The sequence below is a fragment of the Flavobacterium branchiicola genome, from assembly GCF_018383905.1.
Lineage (GTDB): Bacteria > Bacteroidota > Bacteroidia > Flavobacteriales > Flavobacteriaceae > Flavobacterium > Flavobacterium branchiicola.
Window position 1 is genome coordinate 212030 of sequence record NZ_JAGYWA010000008.1, and the last position, 16809, is coordinate 228838.

General features: G+C 31.0%; 17 protein-coding genes. 12 read left to right on the forward strand and 5 right to left on the reverse strand.

Features of this window, described 5'->3' with window-relative positions; all coding sequences use genetic code 11:
* Positions 1-34 precede the first annotated feature (34 nt).
* Positions 35-2800 (forward strand): PD-(D/E)XK nuclease family protein, encoded by a 2766-nt coding sequence (locus KHA98_RS20065; protein ID WP_213259708.1) that lies wholly within the window; start codon positions 35-37, stop codon positions 2798-2800.
* Positions 2801-3092: 292 nt separating this feature from the next.
* Positions 3093-3767 carry an ATP-binding cassette domain-containing protein gene (locus tag KHA98_RS20070; RefSeq protein WP_213259709.1) on the forward strand — a complete coding sequence of 225 codons (675 nt, stop codon included), beginning with the start codon at positions 3093-3095 and terminating at the stop codon, positions 3765-3767.
* Between the two features lie 383 nt (positions 3768-4150).
* On the opposite strand, the gene KHA98_RS20075 is transcribed toward KHA98_RS20070, so the two are convergent.
* From KHA98_RS20075 to KHA98_RS20085, 3 genes are all read right to left on the reverse strand, one after another.
* Positions 4151-4927 carry an alpha/beta fold hydrolase gene (locus KHA98_RS20075; RefSeq protein WP_213259710.1) on the reverse strand — a complete coding sequence of 259 codons (777 nt, stop codon included), beginning with the start codon at positions 4925-4927 and terminating at the stop codon, positions 4151-4153.
* A gap of 167 nt (positions 4928-5094) precedes the next feature.
* Entirely contained in the window at positions 5095-6009 is a 915-nt protein-coding gene (locus KHA98_RS20080) for an alpha/beta fold hydrolase (RefSeq protein WP_213259711.1), read from the reverse strand.
* Complete coding sequence (locus tag KHA98_RS20085; protein ID WP_213259713.1) at positions 6002-7294, reverse strand: aminopeptidase P family protein; 1293 nt, start codon at positions 7292-7294, stop codon at positions 6002-6004. The genes KHA98_RS20080 and KHA98_RS20085 overlap by 8 nt, the downstream gene beginning before the upstream one ends.
* A 270-nt stretch (positions 7295-7564) precedes the next feature.
* Here KHA98_RS20085 and KHA98_RS20090 point away from each other — a divergent pair, with 270 nt between their 5' ends.
* Positions 7565-8746, forward strand: coding sequence for a DUF5018 domain-containing protein (locus KHA98_RS20090; RefSeq protein WP_213259714.1), 1182 nt, complete (start codon positions 7565-7567; stop codon positions 8744-8746).
* A gap of 157 nt (positions 8747-8903) precedes the next feature.
* The gene (locus KHA98_RS20095; RefSeq protein ID WP_213259716.1) at positions 8904-9539 is read left to right on the forward strand and encodes a hypothetical protein; all 636 of its coding nucleotides are present in this window, start codon (positions 8904-8906) and stop codon (positions 9537-9539) included.
* Between the two features lie 256 nt (positions 9540-9795).
* On the opposite strand, the gene KHA98_RS20100 is transcribed toward KHA98_RS20095, so the two are convergent.
* The gene (locus KHA98_RS20100; protein WP_213259717.1) at positions 9796-10212 is read right to left on the reverse strand and encodes a helix-turn-helix domain-containing protein; all 417 of its coding nucleotides are present in this window, start codon (positions 10210-10212) and stop codon (positions 9796-9798) included.
* Between the two features lie 194 nt (positions 10213-10406).
* Here KHA98_RS20100 and KHA98_RS20105 point away from each other — a divergent pair, with 194 nt between their 5' ends.
* The 8 genes from KHA98_RS20105 to KHA98_RS20140 all read left to right on the forward strand — a co-directional run bounded on the left by KHA98_RS20105 (position 10407) and on the right by KHA98_RS20140 (position 16636).
* Positions 10407-10982: a hypothetical protein gene (locus KHA98_RS20105; RefSeq protein ID WP_213259718.1), complete on the forward strand. Its 576-nt coding sequence runs from the start codon at positions 10407-10409 to the stop codon at positions 10980-10982.
* 15 nt (positions 10983-10997) lie between these two features.
* Positions 10998-11438, forward strand: coding sequence for a GNAT family N-acetyltransferase (locus KHA98_RS20110; protein ID WP_213259719.1), 441 nt, complete (start codon positions 10998-11000; stop codon positions 11436-11438).
* A 2-nt stretch (positions 11439-11440) separates the two neighbouring features.
* Positions 11441-12181, forward strand: coding sequence for a LytTR family DNA-binding domain-containing protein (locus KHA98_RS20115; RefSeq protein ID WP_213259721.1), 741 nt, complete (start codon positions 11441-11443; stop codon positions 12179-12181).
* 122 nt (positions 12182-12303) lie between these two features.
* Positions 12304-12834: a hypothetical protein gene (locus KHA98_RS20120; RefSeq protein ID WP_246522453.1), complete on the forward strand. Its 531-nt coding sequence runs from the start codon at positions 12304-12306 to the stop codon at positions 12832-12834.
* 62 nt (positions 12835-12896) lie between these two features.
* The gene (locus KHA98_RS20125; RefSeq protein WP_213259725.1) at positions 12897-13268 is read left to right on the forward strand and encodes a hypothetical protein; all 372 of its coding nucleotides are present in this window, start codon (positions 12897-12899) and stop codon (positions 13266-13268) included.
* 79 nt (positions 13269-13347) lie between these two features.
* Complete coding sequence (locus KHA98_RS20130; protein ID WP_213259727.1) at positions 13348-13527, forward strand: hypothetical protein; 180 nt, start codon at positions 13348-13350, stop codon at positions 13525-13527.
* A gap of 456 nt (positions 13528-13983) precedes the next feature.
* Positions 13984-15249: a hypothetical protein gene (locus tag KHA98_RS20135; protein ID WP_213259729.1), complete on the forward strand. Its 1266-nt coding sequence runs from the start codon at positions 13984-13986 to the stop codon at positions 15247-15249.
* A 4-nt stretch (positions 15250-15253) separates the two neighbouring features.
* Positions 15254-16636: an MFS transporter gene (locus KHA98_RS20140; protein WP_213259731.1), complete on the forward strand. Its 1383-nt coding sequence runs from the start codon at positions 15254-15256 to the stop codon at positions 16634-16636.
* Here KHA98_RS20140 and KHA98_RS20145 read toward each other — a convergent pair.
* Positions 16611-16809, reverse strand: a 199-nt coding sequence (locus KHA98_RS20145; protein ID WP_213259732.1) for a hypothetical protein, incomplete at its 5' end; no start/stop codon positions are given. The two genes, KHA98_RS20140 and KHA98_RS20145, sit on opposite strands and share 26 nt — an antisense overlap.

The window sequence follows — 16809 nt, forward strand, 5'->3', positions numbered from 1 at the left end:
TTCTTAATTGAATGGCTTTTTTTATTTTTATAAAATGATAAATACTTCTTTTTTAGAAAAAATTGCAACGGTAATAATTCAGGATTATTCGAATAAACTTGCTGAAACTACTATTATCCTGCCGAATAAAAGAGCTAAAGTTTTTTTAATAGAAGCACTTAAAAAAGAAACTTCAAAAACAATTATTTCGCCTTTAATTATTAGTATTGAAGATTTTGTTCAAGATGTTGCATCAGTAAGATCAATAGATCCTATCGAACTTTTGTTCGAATTTTATAATGTCTATTTATCTATAACCGAAAAACAAAATCAAGAATCATTTGAGTTGTTTGCCAATTGGGCAAAAACACTTTTGCAGGATTTTAATGAGATTGATCGTTATCTTTTAGATCCATTACATGTTTTGTCTTATCTGAAAGATATTGAGGATATAAAACGATGGGGAATAGAAGTAGAAAACAAAACTACACTTTTAGAAAATTATATTAATTTCTGGAAACTTTTGCCGCTTTATTATGAGTCACTTTATGATCATTTACTAAGTAAATCAATCGGATATCAGGGACTGATTTATAGAGAGGCGGTTAATAATTTGAATCATTTTTCAAATGCTGTGTCAGGTCATAATTTCGTATTTGCTGGATTTAATGCATTAAATGCCGCTGAAGAAAAAATTGTACAGCACTTATTGGCTTTAGATTTAGCTAAAATTTATTGGGATGCCGATCAGACTTTTTTAAATGACCCTTACCATGATGCCGGACTTTTTGTTCGTCGTTTTAAGGAAAGCTGGAAACATTATAAATCACATCCTTTCGAATGGATTGTAGATGATTTTTCCCAATCAAAAAATATTCAGGTTATTGGTACCCCAAAAACAATTGGACAAGCTAAAATTGCAGGAAGTATTGTAGAAAATATTATAAATGAGAATCCTAATTCATCATTAGATAAGGTAGCAATAGTATTAGGAGAAGAAAATTTATTGATGCCGGTTTTATATTCATTGCCAGCCTCAGTTGGAGCTTTAAATATAACAATGGGATATTCGGGGAAAAATAATCCTTCTCAAATTTTAGTCGCCCAATTGTTTAAAATGCATACGAATGCGCTTTCACGTAAGGGCGAAAGTTATGTGTATTATTATAAAGATGTTCTAAGTGTTTTAACACATCCATTAGTTGCGCCTTATGCAAACACACATAATTTGGTTAGAATAATCAAAGAGAATAATTACACATTTATCACACATAATAAAATAATAGAGCTTAATGAAAATCCATCGGAGCTGTTTCAATTATTATTTAAAAAGTGGGATGGCAGTGCAATAGATGTTCTTGAAAATTTTTCGGCACTTCTAATTAAGATTAAAGGAAATTTTAGTAATGATAATGAAGATGAGAAAATTGCTAAATCCTTTGTGTATTCCGTTTTTAAAGTAATAAATAAGCTTATTAATTATTATTCTCAACATACACATATCAATAACATTCAAACACTTCATGCAATATATAAGCAAATTATAGATCTGGCAGAAGTTTCTTTTGAAGGTGAACCTTTAAGAGGTTTGCAAATTATGGGAGTTCTGGAAAGTCGTGTGCTTGATTTTGAAACGGTGATTATAACTTCTATGAATGAAGGTAAGTTTCCGGCAGGAAAATCGCAAAATTCGTTTATTCCATATGATGTGAAAAGAGAATTAGGACTTCCTACTTTTAAGGAAAAGGATGCAATTTATACTTATCATTTTTATCATTTATTGCAAAGAGCCAAAAATATTTATTTGATTTATAATACTGAAAACGATGGACTGGATGCTGGAGAACGAAGTCGTTTTATTACACAACTGGAAGTCGAAAAGAAATCAAAACACAATTTAACTTTTGATGTTTATAATCCTGCTTTGCCAAATACAGCATATGAACCAATTGTAATTCCAAAATCGGAAGCTGTAATGGTTAGGCTGAAAGAAATTGCCGTAGCTGGATTTTCTCCTTCGGCTTTGACAAGTTATATTCGAAATCCTATTGATTTTTATTTCCAAAAAATTCTTCGTATTCGTGAAGTAGAAGAGGTTGAAGAAAATATTGCCCTTAATACACTTGGTACTATTATACATGAAACTCTGAAAAATTTGTATGAACCTTTTGTCGGGAAATTTATTTCTGAATCGGATATTACCAGCTGTTTTGCTTTGTTGGATAATGAAGTGCTCAAACAATTTAAGCTGGTTTATAAAGAAGGTGAAATAAAAAAAGGCCGTAATCTTTTGGCTTTTGAAGTGGCAAAACGAAATGTTTCTAATTTTTTGAAAATGGAATTAGAAGCCATTAAAAATGGAGATGCCATTCAGATTATTGCTTTGGAACAAACTTATGAACGTGAATTAATACATCCAGGTTTGCCATTTCCGGTTCTTATTAAAGGAAATGTTGACCGGATTGAACTTCGCAACGGGAAAATAAGAATTATCGATTATAAGACCGGAAAAGTAGAAAAAAACAATGTTATACTTAAATCGTGGAATGGTTTAACACAGGAACTTAAAAACGATAAAATTATTCAGGTTTTAGCATATGCGTTTATGTTTGAAGAAAAGGCTGGGAGTACTCCAATAGAAGTTGGAATTATTTCGTTTAAAAATCTTAAATCGGGATTTTTGCCTTTTGGTTTTAAAGAAGAAAAAGATCTGGATATAGTGGTGAGCAATGAGATCTTGCGAAACTATATAGAAGAGATTGTTTTGTTGTTGAAGGAGATTTTTGATATGAACATTCCATTCGAAGAAAAAATAAAATAATGATCAGAAAGCTGCAGAACATATTTGAGTTTTTTAAAACGACATTGACAGTTAATTTGCTTGTTTGTATAATTGCTGTTTTCTTCGGTGGTTTTGATTATTTCTTTATTTTTTTTCTGAGTTTTGGCTTTTTGGCAAGTGTATGTTTCAAGGAGTTTTATCGCAAAAACGATTATTTGTTTTATGTTAATAACGGTGTTTCTAAAATACAGCTTTTGATATTCAGTTACTTTATGACTTTTTGCACCGTGATTTTATTTGGTTTGATAATCTTTTTAAAAAGGAAATTGTTTTGAAAAAACATACTTTAGAAATTAGCGGAATCCAGAAGAGATTTGGGGAAAGGACAATACTTTCAGATGTTTATTTAAAATGTGAAACTTCTGAAATTATTGGATTATTAGGACGAAATGGTTCTGGGAAATCTACACTATTAAAAATTGTAGCCGGACTGGAATCTGTTAGCGATAGATGTATTCGAATTAATTCGGTTTCTTTAAATACTAAAAATGTATTGATGAATGAGGTTAGCTATCTGGATCAGGATCGGTTTATTCCAAATCATTTATCGGTGCAAAAAGCGATTTCTTTAGCAATTGATAATGAAAATAGATATGGCTTTTGTGAAGATGATTTTATCAAAGGGCTTTTGAAGAAAAAAGTGAGACATTTATCAACTGGTGAAGTTCGTTATCTGGAAATAAAAATCGTGCTCTGGAATTCGTCTTTGTTTGCATTGCTGGATGAACCATACAGTGGACTTTCTCCGTTGATGATCGACAATGTTAACGAAATGATTAAAGGTAGCTTAAACAAAAAAGGAATTATTGTTACGGACCATAACTATCAGAATGTATTAAAAATCGCAAATAAATTGGTGCTGATAAAAGATGGAAAAACGCATCAGATAAAAGAAAAAACAGAACTGGTTGAAAAAGGGTATCTTACAAGCTCTGTCTTTGATTAAGTCGTTTTTTAAGTTGTAAATGGTTTATTAAATGAAGATTAACCTCTAATTGTAGATTTTAAAATTAAATATATTTAAGTGAAATGTTATGTTTTTAAATGAATCTGTTATTATTGTTAATTTTTTTTATACGTTTTCTTTTTAAAAACCACATTAATTAAGTGATAAGTAAAACTGACATAAACCACCGTTTTGGACTGTTTTTTAACACGTGTTTATCGCCTAATTATGTTAATTAAAATATCTTTGGCGCACTTAAAATGTTTTATGATCACTACGTGATTTGATAAACTATACGATTTTTTGCCCCAACAAAAAAGAAAGAAAAGGCTGTTTTGATGTAGATTCGAAATGGCCTTTTCTGATTTATAAAGTTTATATTTTTAATTAAAGAAGTTTAAAAGAATTTTTTGAAGCTCTTCTTTGTTTTCGATATGGCTCATGTGTCCATCATCAAATGTTATTAATTCTGCTGTTGTATCTTCAATTTGTTGCAGACTGTCTTCGTAATTTAAAACAGGATCTTTTTTGCCTAAAATCAATAAAACAGGAAAGCGATTTTCGTGCAGAACACTTTCTCTGTCTTTTCTGATTTTCATTCCTTCCAGCGATGCTATAATTCCTTGCAAAGGTGTTTTTAAAGCCTGTTCTTTTACTTTTTCGATTTCACCGGCAAGACGAATTCTATTGTTTTCACTAAATAAATTACCAATCGCCAAGCTTACAAAGTTGATTGAATTTTGTTTTACTGCTTTTATAGCACGTGTTCTGTTTAGTTTTTTCTCGGCAGTGTCTTCTTTAGCAGTCGAATTAAGTAAAACTAGTTTATTAATGTTTTCAGGGAATAATTCGGCGAAAGCCAAACCAACATAACCACCCATAGAATGCCCTAGAATAATTGCTTTTTCTATGTTTAAGGATTTTAAAACTTCCTGAACAGCACCTGCATTATCTTCCATTTCATGTACGTAACCCAAAGAATCTGATTCTCCGTGCCCTAGTAAATCAATTGTAATTATACGATGATTTTGAGAGAAAAGAGTAACGTAATCTTTCCACATTTTTTTGTTTTCCAGAAAGCCATGAAGTAAAACTATTGCGCTTCCTTCGCCAGAATCTGTAAAAGATATTTTGGTGTTTTTATATAGAATATGTTTCAAAATGATGTTTTAAATGTAAAATACAAAGGTAATAATTGAGAAACTATATAAGTGATATAAGTTCATTTCGGTCAAAAATATAAGTTATAGAGATCAAATTAAATGAACTTATATCACTTATATGGTTAAAAAAACGGCTTCCATTTCTGAAAGCCGTTTTATATATTTTATGATTTTAAGAAAGAATTAATGTCCGAAAAATATTTTTCTCTTGCATCCAGCCATCCGTAATGTTTAGAATGTTCCAGTAAAATAAGTTTAGAATTTGGATACGTTTTATGACCAATTTCTCCAATCTCGTTGCTAATAACATCTTCTTTTCCCTGAATAATTAAAACAGGTTTTTTGAAAGACTTCAGCTTTTCTTTGCAGTCAAAATTTATTTTCTGCATATCATCCCAAAGTAATCCGTTTATTTTAGAATTTCCCTGAGTTAATCTTTCGGCAATTACAGGAATATATTTTGAATCGTAAACATATGCCGGCGCCATCGCTCTACCGCGGCCTAAACTGGCTTTATGAGAAGTGTCGCCTTTTTGGATTTTATCATTCCAGTAATCCAAAGAGTCTTTTTCCACTTTATTCAAATTACGCTCAATTAAATTTGGGCTTTTTAATAAAGTCAAATCAACACCGCCAGAAGACGATAAAACCAGTTTGTTAATACTGTTCGGATAAATCGTTGCGTAATAAGATGCCAGCATTCCACCAAAAGAATGTCCCAGAATATTCCATTTCTTGATTTTAAGATGTTTCCTTAGCGATTCTATATCATCGGCCATTAACTTCATCGAAATGGTTTTAGAATCTGTAATTTCCAGTTTCGATTTTCCGGTTCCTCTCTGGTCGTAAATTATCGTTTGCTGATTTTTGCCCAAAACTTTCGCCATCTCTTCAAAACCATTGCAGTTCATTCCCGGACCACCGTTGATAATTAAAAGCGGTTCGCCTTTTCCGAATGTTTTGTAATACGTTTTACTCGAATCGTTGTTGGTTGCATAACCTTCTGTTTGTGCAAAAGTGTTTCCGGCAAGGATTAATAAAGCGAAAAGAAAAATCTTTTTCATTATGAAATTATTCATTCATTAAAGTTTCAATCTCATCTACTTCAAGCGGAATATTGCGCATTAAATTAAAAGGTTCTCCTTTTTCCTGAACGACAACATTATCCTCAAGACGAATTCCGAATTTTTCTGCAGGAATATAAATTCCCGGCTCAACTGTAAAAACCATATTTGCTTTCATAGGTTCGTGCAGCAATCCGTAATCATGCGTGTCCAATCCCATGTGGTGAGAAGTTCCGTGCATGAAATATTTTTTGTACGCAGGCCATTCCGGATTTTCGTTCTGAACATCGGCTTTGTCCAGTAAACCTAAACCTAGTAATTCCGAAGTCATGATTTTACCCACTTCAACATGATATTGTTTCCAAAGTGTTCCTGGTGTAAGCATTTTTGTAGCTTCGTTTTTAACTTTTAAAACAGCATTGTAAACCGCTTTCTGACGATCAGAAAAACGTCCTGAAACCGGAATCGTTCTTGTCATGTCGCTTGAATAATTTGCGTATTCAGCGGCAACATCCAAAAGAATCAAATCTCCTTCTTTACATTGCTGATTGTTTTCGATATAATGTAAAACATTGGCATTGTTTCCAGAAGCAATAATTGGCGTGTAAGCAAAACCTTTAGAACGGTTACGAATAAATTCGTGCGCCAATTCGGCCTCGATTTCGTATTCTGTAACATTTGGTTTTACAAACGATAATAATCTGCGGAAACCTTTCTCTGTAATATCACAAGCTTGTTGAATCAAATCTATTTCTTCGCTTTCTTTTACAGAACGAATTCTTTGTAAAATAGGGTTACTTTTTGCAACATTGTGTGCAGGATAACGCTCTTTCCACCATTTTACAAAACGAGCTTCACGAGTTTCTGTTTCTACAGAAGCACGGTAATGTTCGTTTGTATTAATGTACATTGTATCGGCATACGTCATCATTTCGTTCAAAACTTTATGAAAATCCTGTAACCAATAAACTGTTCTAATTCCTGAAACCTGAAAAGCACGTTCTTTAGTTAGTTTTTCACCTTCCCAAACTGCGATATGATCGTTAGTTTCTTTTAAGAAAAGTATTTCTCTTTGACTCTCATAAGGCGCATCCGGAAACAAAAGCAAAACACTTTCTTCCTGATCGACACCACTTAGATAAAAAATGTCTCTATGTTGTGCAAAAGGTAAAGTACTGTCGGCACTAACTGGGTAAATGTCATTTGAATTGAAAACGGCAACCGAATTAGGTTTCATTTCTGCCGTAAATTTTCTGCGATTTTTTACAAAAAGGGCACTGTTTATTTGATGATATTTCATAATTATATTGTTTTTGAACTTCGAATTTCAAAATTACATATTTTAAGCATGTAACGTAAAATTGAATTCTTAAAGTTTTATTATTTGTTTGGGATTTTTGACTTACTGAATTAGTTGCTTCTTCGATAATTAAAATTAAAAGCAGAATACGGTTTCCCGTAAAGATTTTTGAAAAATATTGTTAATATTTGTCCCTTGTGAAACTATCTGTTATGGAGGGTTTTACATCTGACATGCTTTAAAAAGAAATACCTTACCAAAAACCTACTAATGAAATTAAAAACTTACAAAATTGCAATTTTATTCCTGTTTACTCTTATTCTCAATTCCTGTGCTGTAGTAGAAGATGTTCCTTTAAGTAGCGAAAATGACATCCTATCATTTAAAATAACAAAAGATGGTATGACTCAAAATTTTACTTTAGTGAAGGATTCTATTGTAGGTAAAGTAAAAAGTGATTTTGAATTAAATAATATAAACCTGGAAGTTTTAGCTTCAAAAGGAGCAACAATAACACCAGATCCTGCTACAATAAAATCGATTAGTGCTCCATTTCAATTATTGGTAACGGCCGAAAATGGAGATAAAAGAACAGTTAATGTTGCTATAAGCAGAGAACCAAGTATTCAGAATTTTATTTTAGTATTTAATATTAATGAAAAGGACTTTTCTTTAGGTGCAGATATGAATCATGAAACAGGGATGATTACCAAAAGAGTTCCTGAATTTATTGATTTAAAAAATGTGAATATCGATTTGAAGTTTTCAAAATATGCTTCAATTTCACCAGATCCTAAAACTATAAAAGATTATTCTCTTCCGGTAACCTATACCGTAAAATCTGAAACTGGTTTAGAAAAAGTATATCAGGTTAAATTGGAATACATGAATCTTGAAAAAAAAGAAACCTGTTCAGATGCTAATGCATGGAAATGGTTTGGTGGCGATAACAGAACAAATGCACCAAGCATAAAAGCTTTCGACAGAAATATTGGTACAGGACAAGAAATTGTATTAGAGAAAAATTTAGTGCCTTCGGTTTTTAGCATTAATCTTAGGGAGGGTTTTAAATATGATGAAACGAAAACATTTTATAACCAAGCAGTTACTTTGAAGTTAATGATTAGAGATGAAAATTTGAATTTATTGGCATCTACAACAACAGAAGTTTCAGGAGATTTTCCTGGGGGATTTATTCCTTTTGATTTAACAAAATTAAACCTTTACTTGAAAGCAGGTAAAACATACGTTTTTCAGTGGTATCTCGTAAATGGTGAATCACTTGGAGTTACAGCAAGTAGTCCTGGAAACACTTTAAGTGGTTCTGGATTCTGTTTTAATTCAGGCTATAGTGGAGACGCAAAAGTAAGTGAAAAAACTACTCTTGAAGATGTAAAGGTTTGGTATAAACATGAATGGCATTTTAGTATAGAATTGGAAGGAAAAGAATAAAGAACTTGAAACATAAAAAAAACCGAAGTGATAGCTTCGGTTTTTTTGTTTTTAAGATGAAGGTTTTGATGTTATAATTACAATTTCTAGGGCTCTTTATTTTGATATTTAGTATTATATTGTTGCACTAATCATACATTTTTAAAGTAAAATTAATATGAGAAAATTTAATGATTCAATTATTGAAAAATTAAAAGAAATTGAAAATGAAGCAAAGGTAATTGTCACTGAAGATTTAGAAGAATCAGAAAATGAAACCTATCTGGCTTTTTATAATTTATGGAAAGATCAGGATCGAGAAGAACATATTGATTTAATGTTTCAAGACTTAAAAACTAATATTCAGAAGTATTGGCTTTCCGAAAAATATAATAATGATATTGATAAAAGTTTCAATATGATTTATTTTGAACACGGAGGTTTGTATGGTGGAGAGCTAGAAGCTTATGCTATTGAATTTGATGATTCAAGTTTTGAATCGTTAGAGTTTAAAATAATAGAGGAACGAATGGAATATTTAGATAATATTTCTTCCTTGCCCGCTTTTGTTTCACCTACTTTATATCATTTGACCGAGAATATACAGGGAGAAGAAAAAAAGTTTGATGATTTTATTGAGGTCAATAATATTTATGATCTGTTTGAAGCCACAGCTCTAAACGAAATAAATAAGTTGTTTGAAAGAGCTAATAAAGAAAACTTGTTTGAAAAACTAAATCTGAGAAAACCATTTTATTTTGCCGTTGCAGAACACGATGCAGGCGCTCCACAATTAATTTATGTTATTGAATAATTAGTTAGTATTAATTTGCAATTTGTAGATTGGCATTTTATTGAAGTTACAAAGATTAATATGCGTCAATCTTGTCATCTCGACGTAAGGAGAGATCACACAAGGAGCTCGGCACAGATTGGCGATTTTGATTGCGGAGTTTCTAGTGTGATCTCTCCTTACGTCGAGATGACAAATCTGAGGTATTGTTGTTTAAAAAATAAAAAACCGAAGCCAATAAAGCTTCGGTTTTTCTATAAATATATTATCGCAGAGATTATTTCTTATTTAATAAATTTTCTAAAAAAGAAACTTTGTCTTTTTCAGCCTGAAGTAATCTTTCATAAAGATTTGTATTCAGTTCAATTGTTTCAAGAAGTTTATCTAAAGGATTAAATGTACATCCGTAACTTATTACAGAAGAACCATTGTTATTTTCAATGTCAAAAGTATTTCCCATAATATTAAAAACCGCTTCTTCAGAAAAGTTTCTAATTGCTTCGGCTGAAATTCCCAAAGCTTCTGCAATTCTGCTTAGTTTTTCGTCATCAACGCTTTCGCTTCCTTCAATAATCGAGATAGATTGCTGGGTTGTACCAATTGCCTGTGCAAGCGCTTCCTGCTTCATGTCTCTCAATTCTCTTATTCGGCTTATATTTCTACCGATATGTCTGGGTTTTGGTGCTGTGCTCATAATTCAAAGATATTTAAAATTCTTTTACAATTTTAGTTTCTGTACAAAACAAGGTTTTGCTTGTGCGATACATTTCTAAAACTATTTTAAAGCAGTAAAAATACAATTTTTCTGACTCTTGAATTGGTTTTGAATTTAGAATTGTGTAATCTTGAAATCAGAAAGTTATTTAACAGATTTTCTATTCAGATAAAATGAAAGAGTTATTAATAGAATGCAAAGGAATAAAAACAGAACAATATTATATACCTCCGTTTGAGTTGAGAGAAGGAGAGTTGGTTGTTTTATTTCTGTATGGAGGAGCTCATTTTCAAAACCTCAAAACAGAATTAGTTCATATTTTTACAGGGAAAATAAAAAATGAAAATGTAATTGTGACTAAGTCGTTAATTTATGTGGATTATTTTAAAGAATCAAAATTTAGAAGCTTGTTTTTTCCAGTTAGAGTTGATGAATATTTAAAGAAAAATGCAAATCTAGAAAGTAAATTTATCCAGAAAATTTATGAAAATCCGTGGATTAATAAAAAGACAAAAATAAATGAACTTCACTGGAATTCTAAGAGACTTCTTTCATTATGTGCAACATTTTCTAAAACAAAACATATCGTTTTTGAATTAGCTGGACAAGGGCCTTTCGATGCCAAAGAGACTTACGATATGGTTAGAAATGAAATTAAAGAAGGAGGTTCTGCAATACTTATTGATTGGGCTTCAGATATGAAAGATGATTGTGATAAGTTTATAAGTTTAGAATGGTTGACCGTTTAGATTAATTTATAGAGTATGAACTCAAAGACTAAGATCAGAAAAATTAGAAACCAAGACCTGGATTTCGTCTACAAAGTAATCTGCGAACTCGAAAATGAAGTTTTAGATTTTGAAGTATTCAAAGAAATATTCAATGAAAATATTTCAAACCCAAAAAACGTTTATTTAATCGCAGAAAACGAAACGGAAGGTTTAGGATTTATTAGTTTTCATACGCAGAATTTACTGCATCATTGTGGTTTGGTTGGCGAGATTCAGGAGTTTTTTATTCATCAAAACCATCGCGGAAAAGGCGTTGGAAGAAAATTGGTAGATGAAATTTTAGAATATGCCGAGCAAAATAATCTAAAAAGCATTGAAGTTACTACAAACAAAAAGCGAGTAGAGAACGTTGCGATTTATGAGAATCTGGGTTTTACTTTGAGTCATAATAAGTTTACGATTTCTAGAGAATAAATATGAACAAACTAAACCCATCAATAAAACATCATTTAACAATTGCAAGTTTTATAAGCTTGTGGCTTTTTGTATTCGCTTTTATCATAAAACCGTTTGATGATGGAACTGTAAACTTTCAGTCCTGGCTTTTAATCAGTATTGGTTTTAGCATGTTGGCTTTTGTTTGTTATGCAATTCTCGCTTTTCTTCAAAAAATGGTTTACGATAAAATTCAAAAATGGAATATAAAACGAGAATTCATAAGCCTTCTTTTTTATTATTTCATTTACTTAATTGGTATTTATGCGTATTACAAAAGCCCTATTTTAAACGGAGGTTATAGTTTTGGGCAGTTTTTTAATATAATATTTATCAAAGTTGCTTTGATTTTAACGCCTGTAATTATTCTCGCAAGAACTTATCTAATAAAACTGATTCCGACAAAAGAAGACATACTTTTAATTAAAGGTGAAAACAAATTAGACGTTTTAAAAATCAACAAAGCCGATTTGGTTTGTATTACGAATGCGCAAAATTATGTGGAGATTTTTTATTTAGAAAACGACCAACTTCGGTCAAAATTAATTAGGTCTTCGCTTAAAAAAGTGCAAGATGATTTTGATTTTTTAATGCAAATTCATCGTTCACATTTAATAAATCCATCGCATTTTAAATCCTGGAGAAACCCAAATACAATCATTTTAACTCAAATCGAACTTCCGGTTTCTAAAAATTACAAAGAAGTTTTATTGGCTTTGTAAATTTCGTACCTAAAACAATCTATTTTGTACCAAAGTCTGTGAAATAAGACTTTCGGAGAACTTTCTCGTTTAGTTTTGCTTCATCAATTTTAAAACAAATTATGAAAACAAAACACTTTTGTATGATCGGACTAGTACTTTTTTTAGTTAGTTATTTATTTTTTTCAGGGTTTATACCCAATTTAAGCGAATCGATAGATTTTGCACATTGGTTCAATTTAATTGGAGCTTGTTTTTTATTTTCGTTTAATAACGCGTTTCCTAAAACGAAGATTAATAAAGTCGCTTCAATTATGACAACTTTAGGTGTTATCGCACATATTGGTCTTTGTACAATCGATTTTCTATTGTCAAGTTATGGAAATAACGAAATCGCAAAAGAAGCGTTAAGCCATCAAATTACAATTTCTCCATTGATTTTTTATCCGTTTATAGTCGTTGGTCCATCCTTACTTTTTGTTGGTTTGGCTTTACATGCCTTTAATTTTATAAAAACGGAAACCGTAAAATCTTTGATGGTTATTGTCGGTTCTGTTGTTGTGGGGTTTTCTTTTTTTGTTTTGAAAGATGGAATTTGGATGCTTCTGAGTTGTATGGTTTTTACTTCGGGATTGGCATTGTTGATTTTAAATAAGAAAAGAACTGAAAGTTGATTTATAATTAAAAACAAAGAATTAATATTGTAAAGGAATACTTTAAGAAACCAAAATAGATTTTGAAAAACCATTTAAAATACCTGATTTCCCTTTTTGTTGCTCTGGTCGTAATGGCGGGCGATGGTATTTTGTATTCTCAATCTAATTCTCCAGAATATTATCAGTCTTCTTTTGTTATTTCAAGAAAAGAAATAGATTTAAAAAGCCTTCGGGTTTATGTTTTCAATCGAAAAAAATTGGTTGAGAAATTTTCTTTTTTAAGATTCTTAAAATGTCTTAAGATTGAAAAAATTGTTTGTTTTCAAACTACTATTTTGCTGCAATTATTTAAAAACCTTCAATATGATATAAATGAATTTATATCACAATGGGTTTTTGTAAATGAAATAATTACTTCAGGCAACTTCAAAAAAAGTTTAGACATAGCTTAAGAAAGTTCTTTTTCTGAGCATTTATGCTGTTTCACGGCATAAGATGATTCATAATGTCTAATCATTTATCATTTTCAAAATGTATAAACAAAACAATAAAAAAGGTTTAGAGCAATCTAAACCACTAACTCATTGGTTAAAACGAAAAATTATTTTAATAATGACCGCTTTCATGCTCGGAATGGCAAACGGAATGCACACCGAAGATACCAGAATTAAAGGAAATCAAAATTATACGGAACAACATAAAAAGGATTGAGTTTTTTTAATTAGAAAATTTGTTAATGAGATAATTAGATAATTTGAAAATTCTTTGACCCTTGTAACGATGTGATCTGACCTTTGTCAAAGTTTAAAACTTTGACAAAGGTTTTTTTACAATTCTGTCATTTCGACGTAAGGAGAAATCACACACGAAACTCCGCAAAGAACTTCGCCACACTTTGTCGAATCCCTCGTGTGATTTCTCCTTACGTCGAAATGACAAACTTTTTGAACCTATAAAAAATGAAGTAGTTAGCTTCGGTTTTTATATGAAATTTTGTTTTTAATTTTTTAAGCATCAGAAATAACTGTAAATCAAGACAATATAGACTTAGTTTTCAAAAGTTAAAATTCGATATATTTTCTGTCTAAAAAATGAGTTTTTGAGACTAAATGTTAAAATTTTTTTAATAGTTTTGGGCAATTTCCTACAAAACCACTAAGACCAATTATGGACAAAAAAACAAGATTTTTTAAAACTGTATTACTACTTCAATTTATTCCGGTTCTCTTACTTGGAATTTTAATGTTTATGAATTTCAGAAGTCAAAAACTTCTCAATATTAGAGGACTTCATCCGTATGAATTTAATTATGGGCATGCAGTTCCGCTGCTCTTTTTTATAATATCCTGCCTTGTTGCTCTTTTGAGCTTATTTTTTAAACCTCAAAATATAGAGGAAAATGAAGCTGATACTCAAAAGCAGATTCGTGAAAGAAACTTTTGGAAGTTTGCTTTTTACAGCAATGTCTTTTTTTTGCTAATCATTTCTATTTTTTCTGTAGCACTTTCTCAAAAAGATCCATTTGTTGTAAATCAGGCCGTGCTATTTTATAACCTGGTTTTTCTGCGATCGTTACTTGTTGTAATATTAAGTTTATTGCTGGCTTCTTTTTTATTGGCGACAGGAATTTACTGGAAAACCAATAAGACGATGGGCGTAATTGTTTTTGTCTTCGGCTTTTTTGTAGCTTTTGTAGCATTAGGATCTGAAGCCGTATTTGCTACTGAATTCATGAAGGCTTCTGATAGATACAAGTACAAAATAGAGTCGAGAGAGGTTTCAGCAAACGATACAGAAGAAACAGGCGAATATGAGGAAAGTTATGAGGGCGAAGAAGAAGCAGATCCGGAAGAAGAATCTAAATTGGTTTCGTCATGGAATACGCTTATTGATGAATGGGGCGGTATTCAGGGGAAATATGATTTTTATGATGTTCGAATTTTTATTAAACGAAGCTTAGACGATCATATTACAGTTAATAACCACTATTATCTTGTTCAGTATATAGACGATTTGCGAAATAATCCTAACGAACTTTATGAAGGATTTGAGCATTATAGTGCTGTAGCTTATACTATTATTTCGCCCGAAATTTATAGAACATCCAATTTTGATAAAATCATTGAAGGACTGCTTTTAACATACGAAGATATTGGTGGAGATAATCAAAAACTGGAAGAAATTTATAAAGCTATGGATATAGCTGCTGATGCCGAAGGGCCAACTATGGAAGGCTATTTTGCGCAGTTTGAAAATGATTTTTCTAATGAAACCATAAAAAAACTCCGTGATTATAAATTAACAAATGATGGTGAGTTTCATGATGCCGATTTGATCTGGTTTTATAGTTTTTGGGCTAGACGAAATCATGAAGGAAATGCAAAAGAGATTGCGATTATTTTAAATGAAATAAAAGAACACTATAACAAATAAAAGAATGATAAAGTCATATAAAATAGTCATCATAATTCAAATTATAATAATATTACTTGGTAGTTTTATCTTCAATAGTTACTATTATTCAGACTATGATAAGATTGAAACAGCTTTGGTAGTAGTGTTTGGCTCTTCGGCCTTAATTATAGCTGCAGTTTCTATACTAATCCAAAGAATGATAGTTGGAGTTCTTAATTCAGATTCGACTACCGATGAAATAAATGAGCAGACTCCAAATGACAAATTCTGGAAGAATTCTTTTTTAATATATATCATATTGGGCGTTTTAACTTTTATTGTCGCTATTGTTGGTCTGTCTTCAGATATCGAGCTCGGAGTTAGAAATGGTGGTTTTATGTTTGATTTTTTTTCTTCGCTAATTGTTTTGATTATTTCAAGTTTAAGCATTGGGCTTTTGCTACGAGTAAGAGATTCAATTAATGAAATAACAAAGTTTTTGGGGATTTTGATGATTCTAATTTCTGCGATTATTTTTTCAGGATGTTTATTTCTGGCTTCAAGCGCATCTTTATGGGTGACTTCTTATAATCATGATAGTTTATATGGAAGAATTACTAGCTTGTTTAAAGGAGATGATTCTCAAATTGATACCTTGCCAGAAGATGTTGCAGTGGTAGATGAAACAGTTGGCGATAATGCAAGAGAAAGTGAAGGCGAGGGTGAAGGCGAAGAACCTGAATCTGATTATTATGGTTTTAGCGAAATGAGTTTTCCTGATGTTGAAACAGAAGGATATTTTAAGAATCTATTTAATGATGAAAAATATGATGATGCAAAAGTTCAGGATTTAACGAAGCTATTTTTGTCAGATTATTTAGCTTTAGAAAAAGGAAAGTCATTTTCAGGAATAAGAAAAGCTGCTGAAAAAGGTTTCTACTATGAAATATACGATGAGATAAATAAAATCGTAAATAAAATACGCAGAAATCCAGAAGAAATCAGAAGCACATTTGATAGTTATAATATGTTGTTGTATGCTTTTTTATCTGAGAAAAATTACTACGATTCAAGTTTAAATGAAACTGTAAATATCTTAATAAGCAGCCATGATGATATTTACAAAACTGAAGATCCGGAGCAAACATTAGATAAAATCTATAAAACAATGATTTTTGGTGCAAAAAAAGAGTTTCCTGAATATTATTTTGACAATTTAAAGTCATATGCATCTGAAAACACGTTGAGTTCAATAAGTAAAAATGCCGACGCAAATGCCGAAAGTGATGATAGTAATCCGGATTATAATTCAAAATTGAATACCACTTGGATTTATAGTTTTTGGGCCAGAAGATATAAAGAAAAAAATAGTGATGTGGTCTATGAGATCCTGAAAGAAATTAAAGAACACTACGAAGACAATTGATCATCATAAAAAAACCGAAGCGATTTGCTTCGGTTTTTTTATGTTCTGTCTCGTCCTGAAAAAAGTTGACTATAATAGATGCAATTATGTCAACAGAAAGAAAACATTCTAAAAATCCATTGCCTCCCCAAACTTTCAGTGAGGTCTTTAAAAGGAAGGTCGTAAAAGAATTT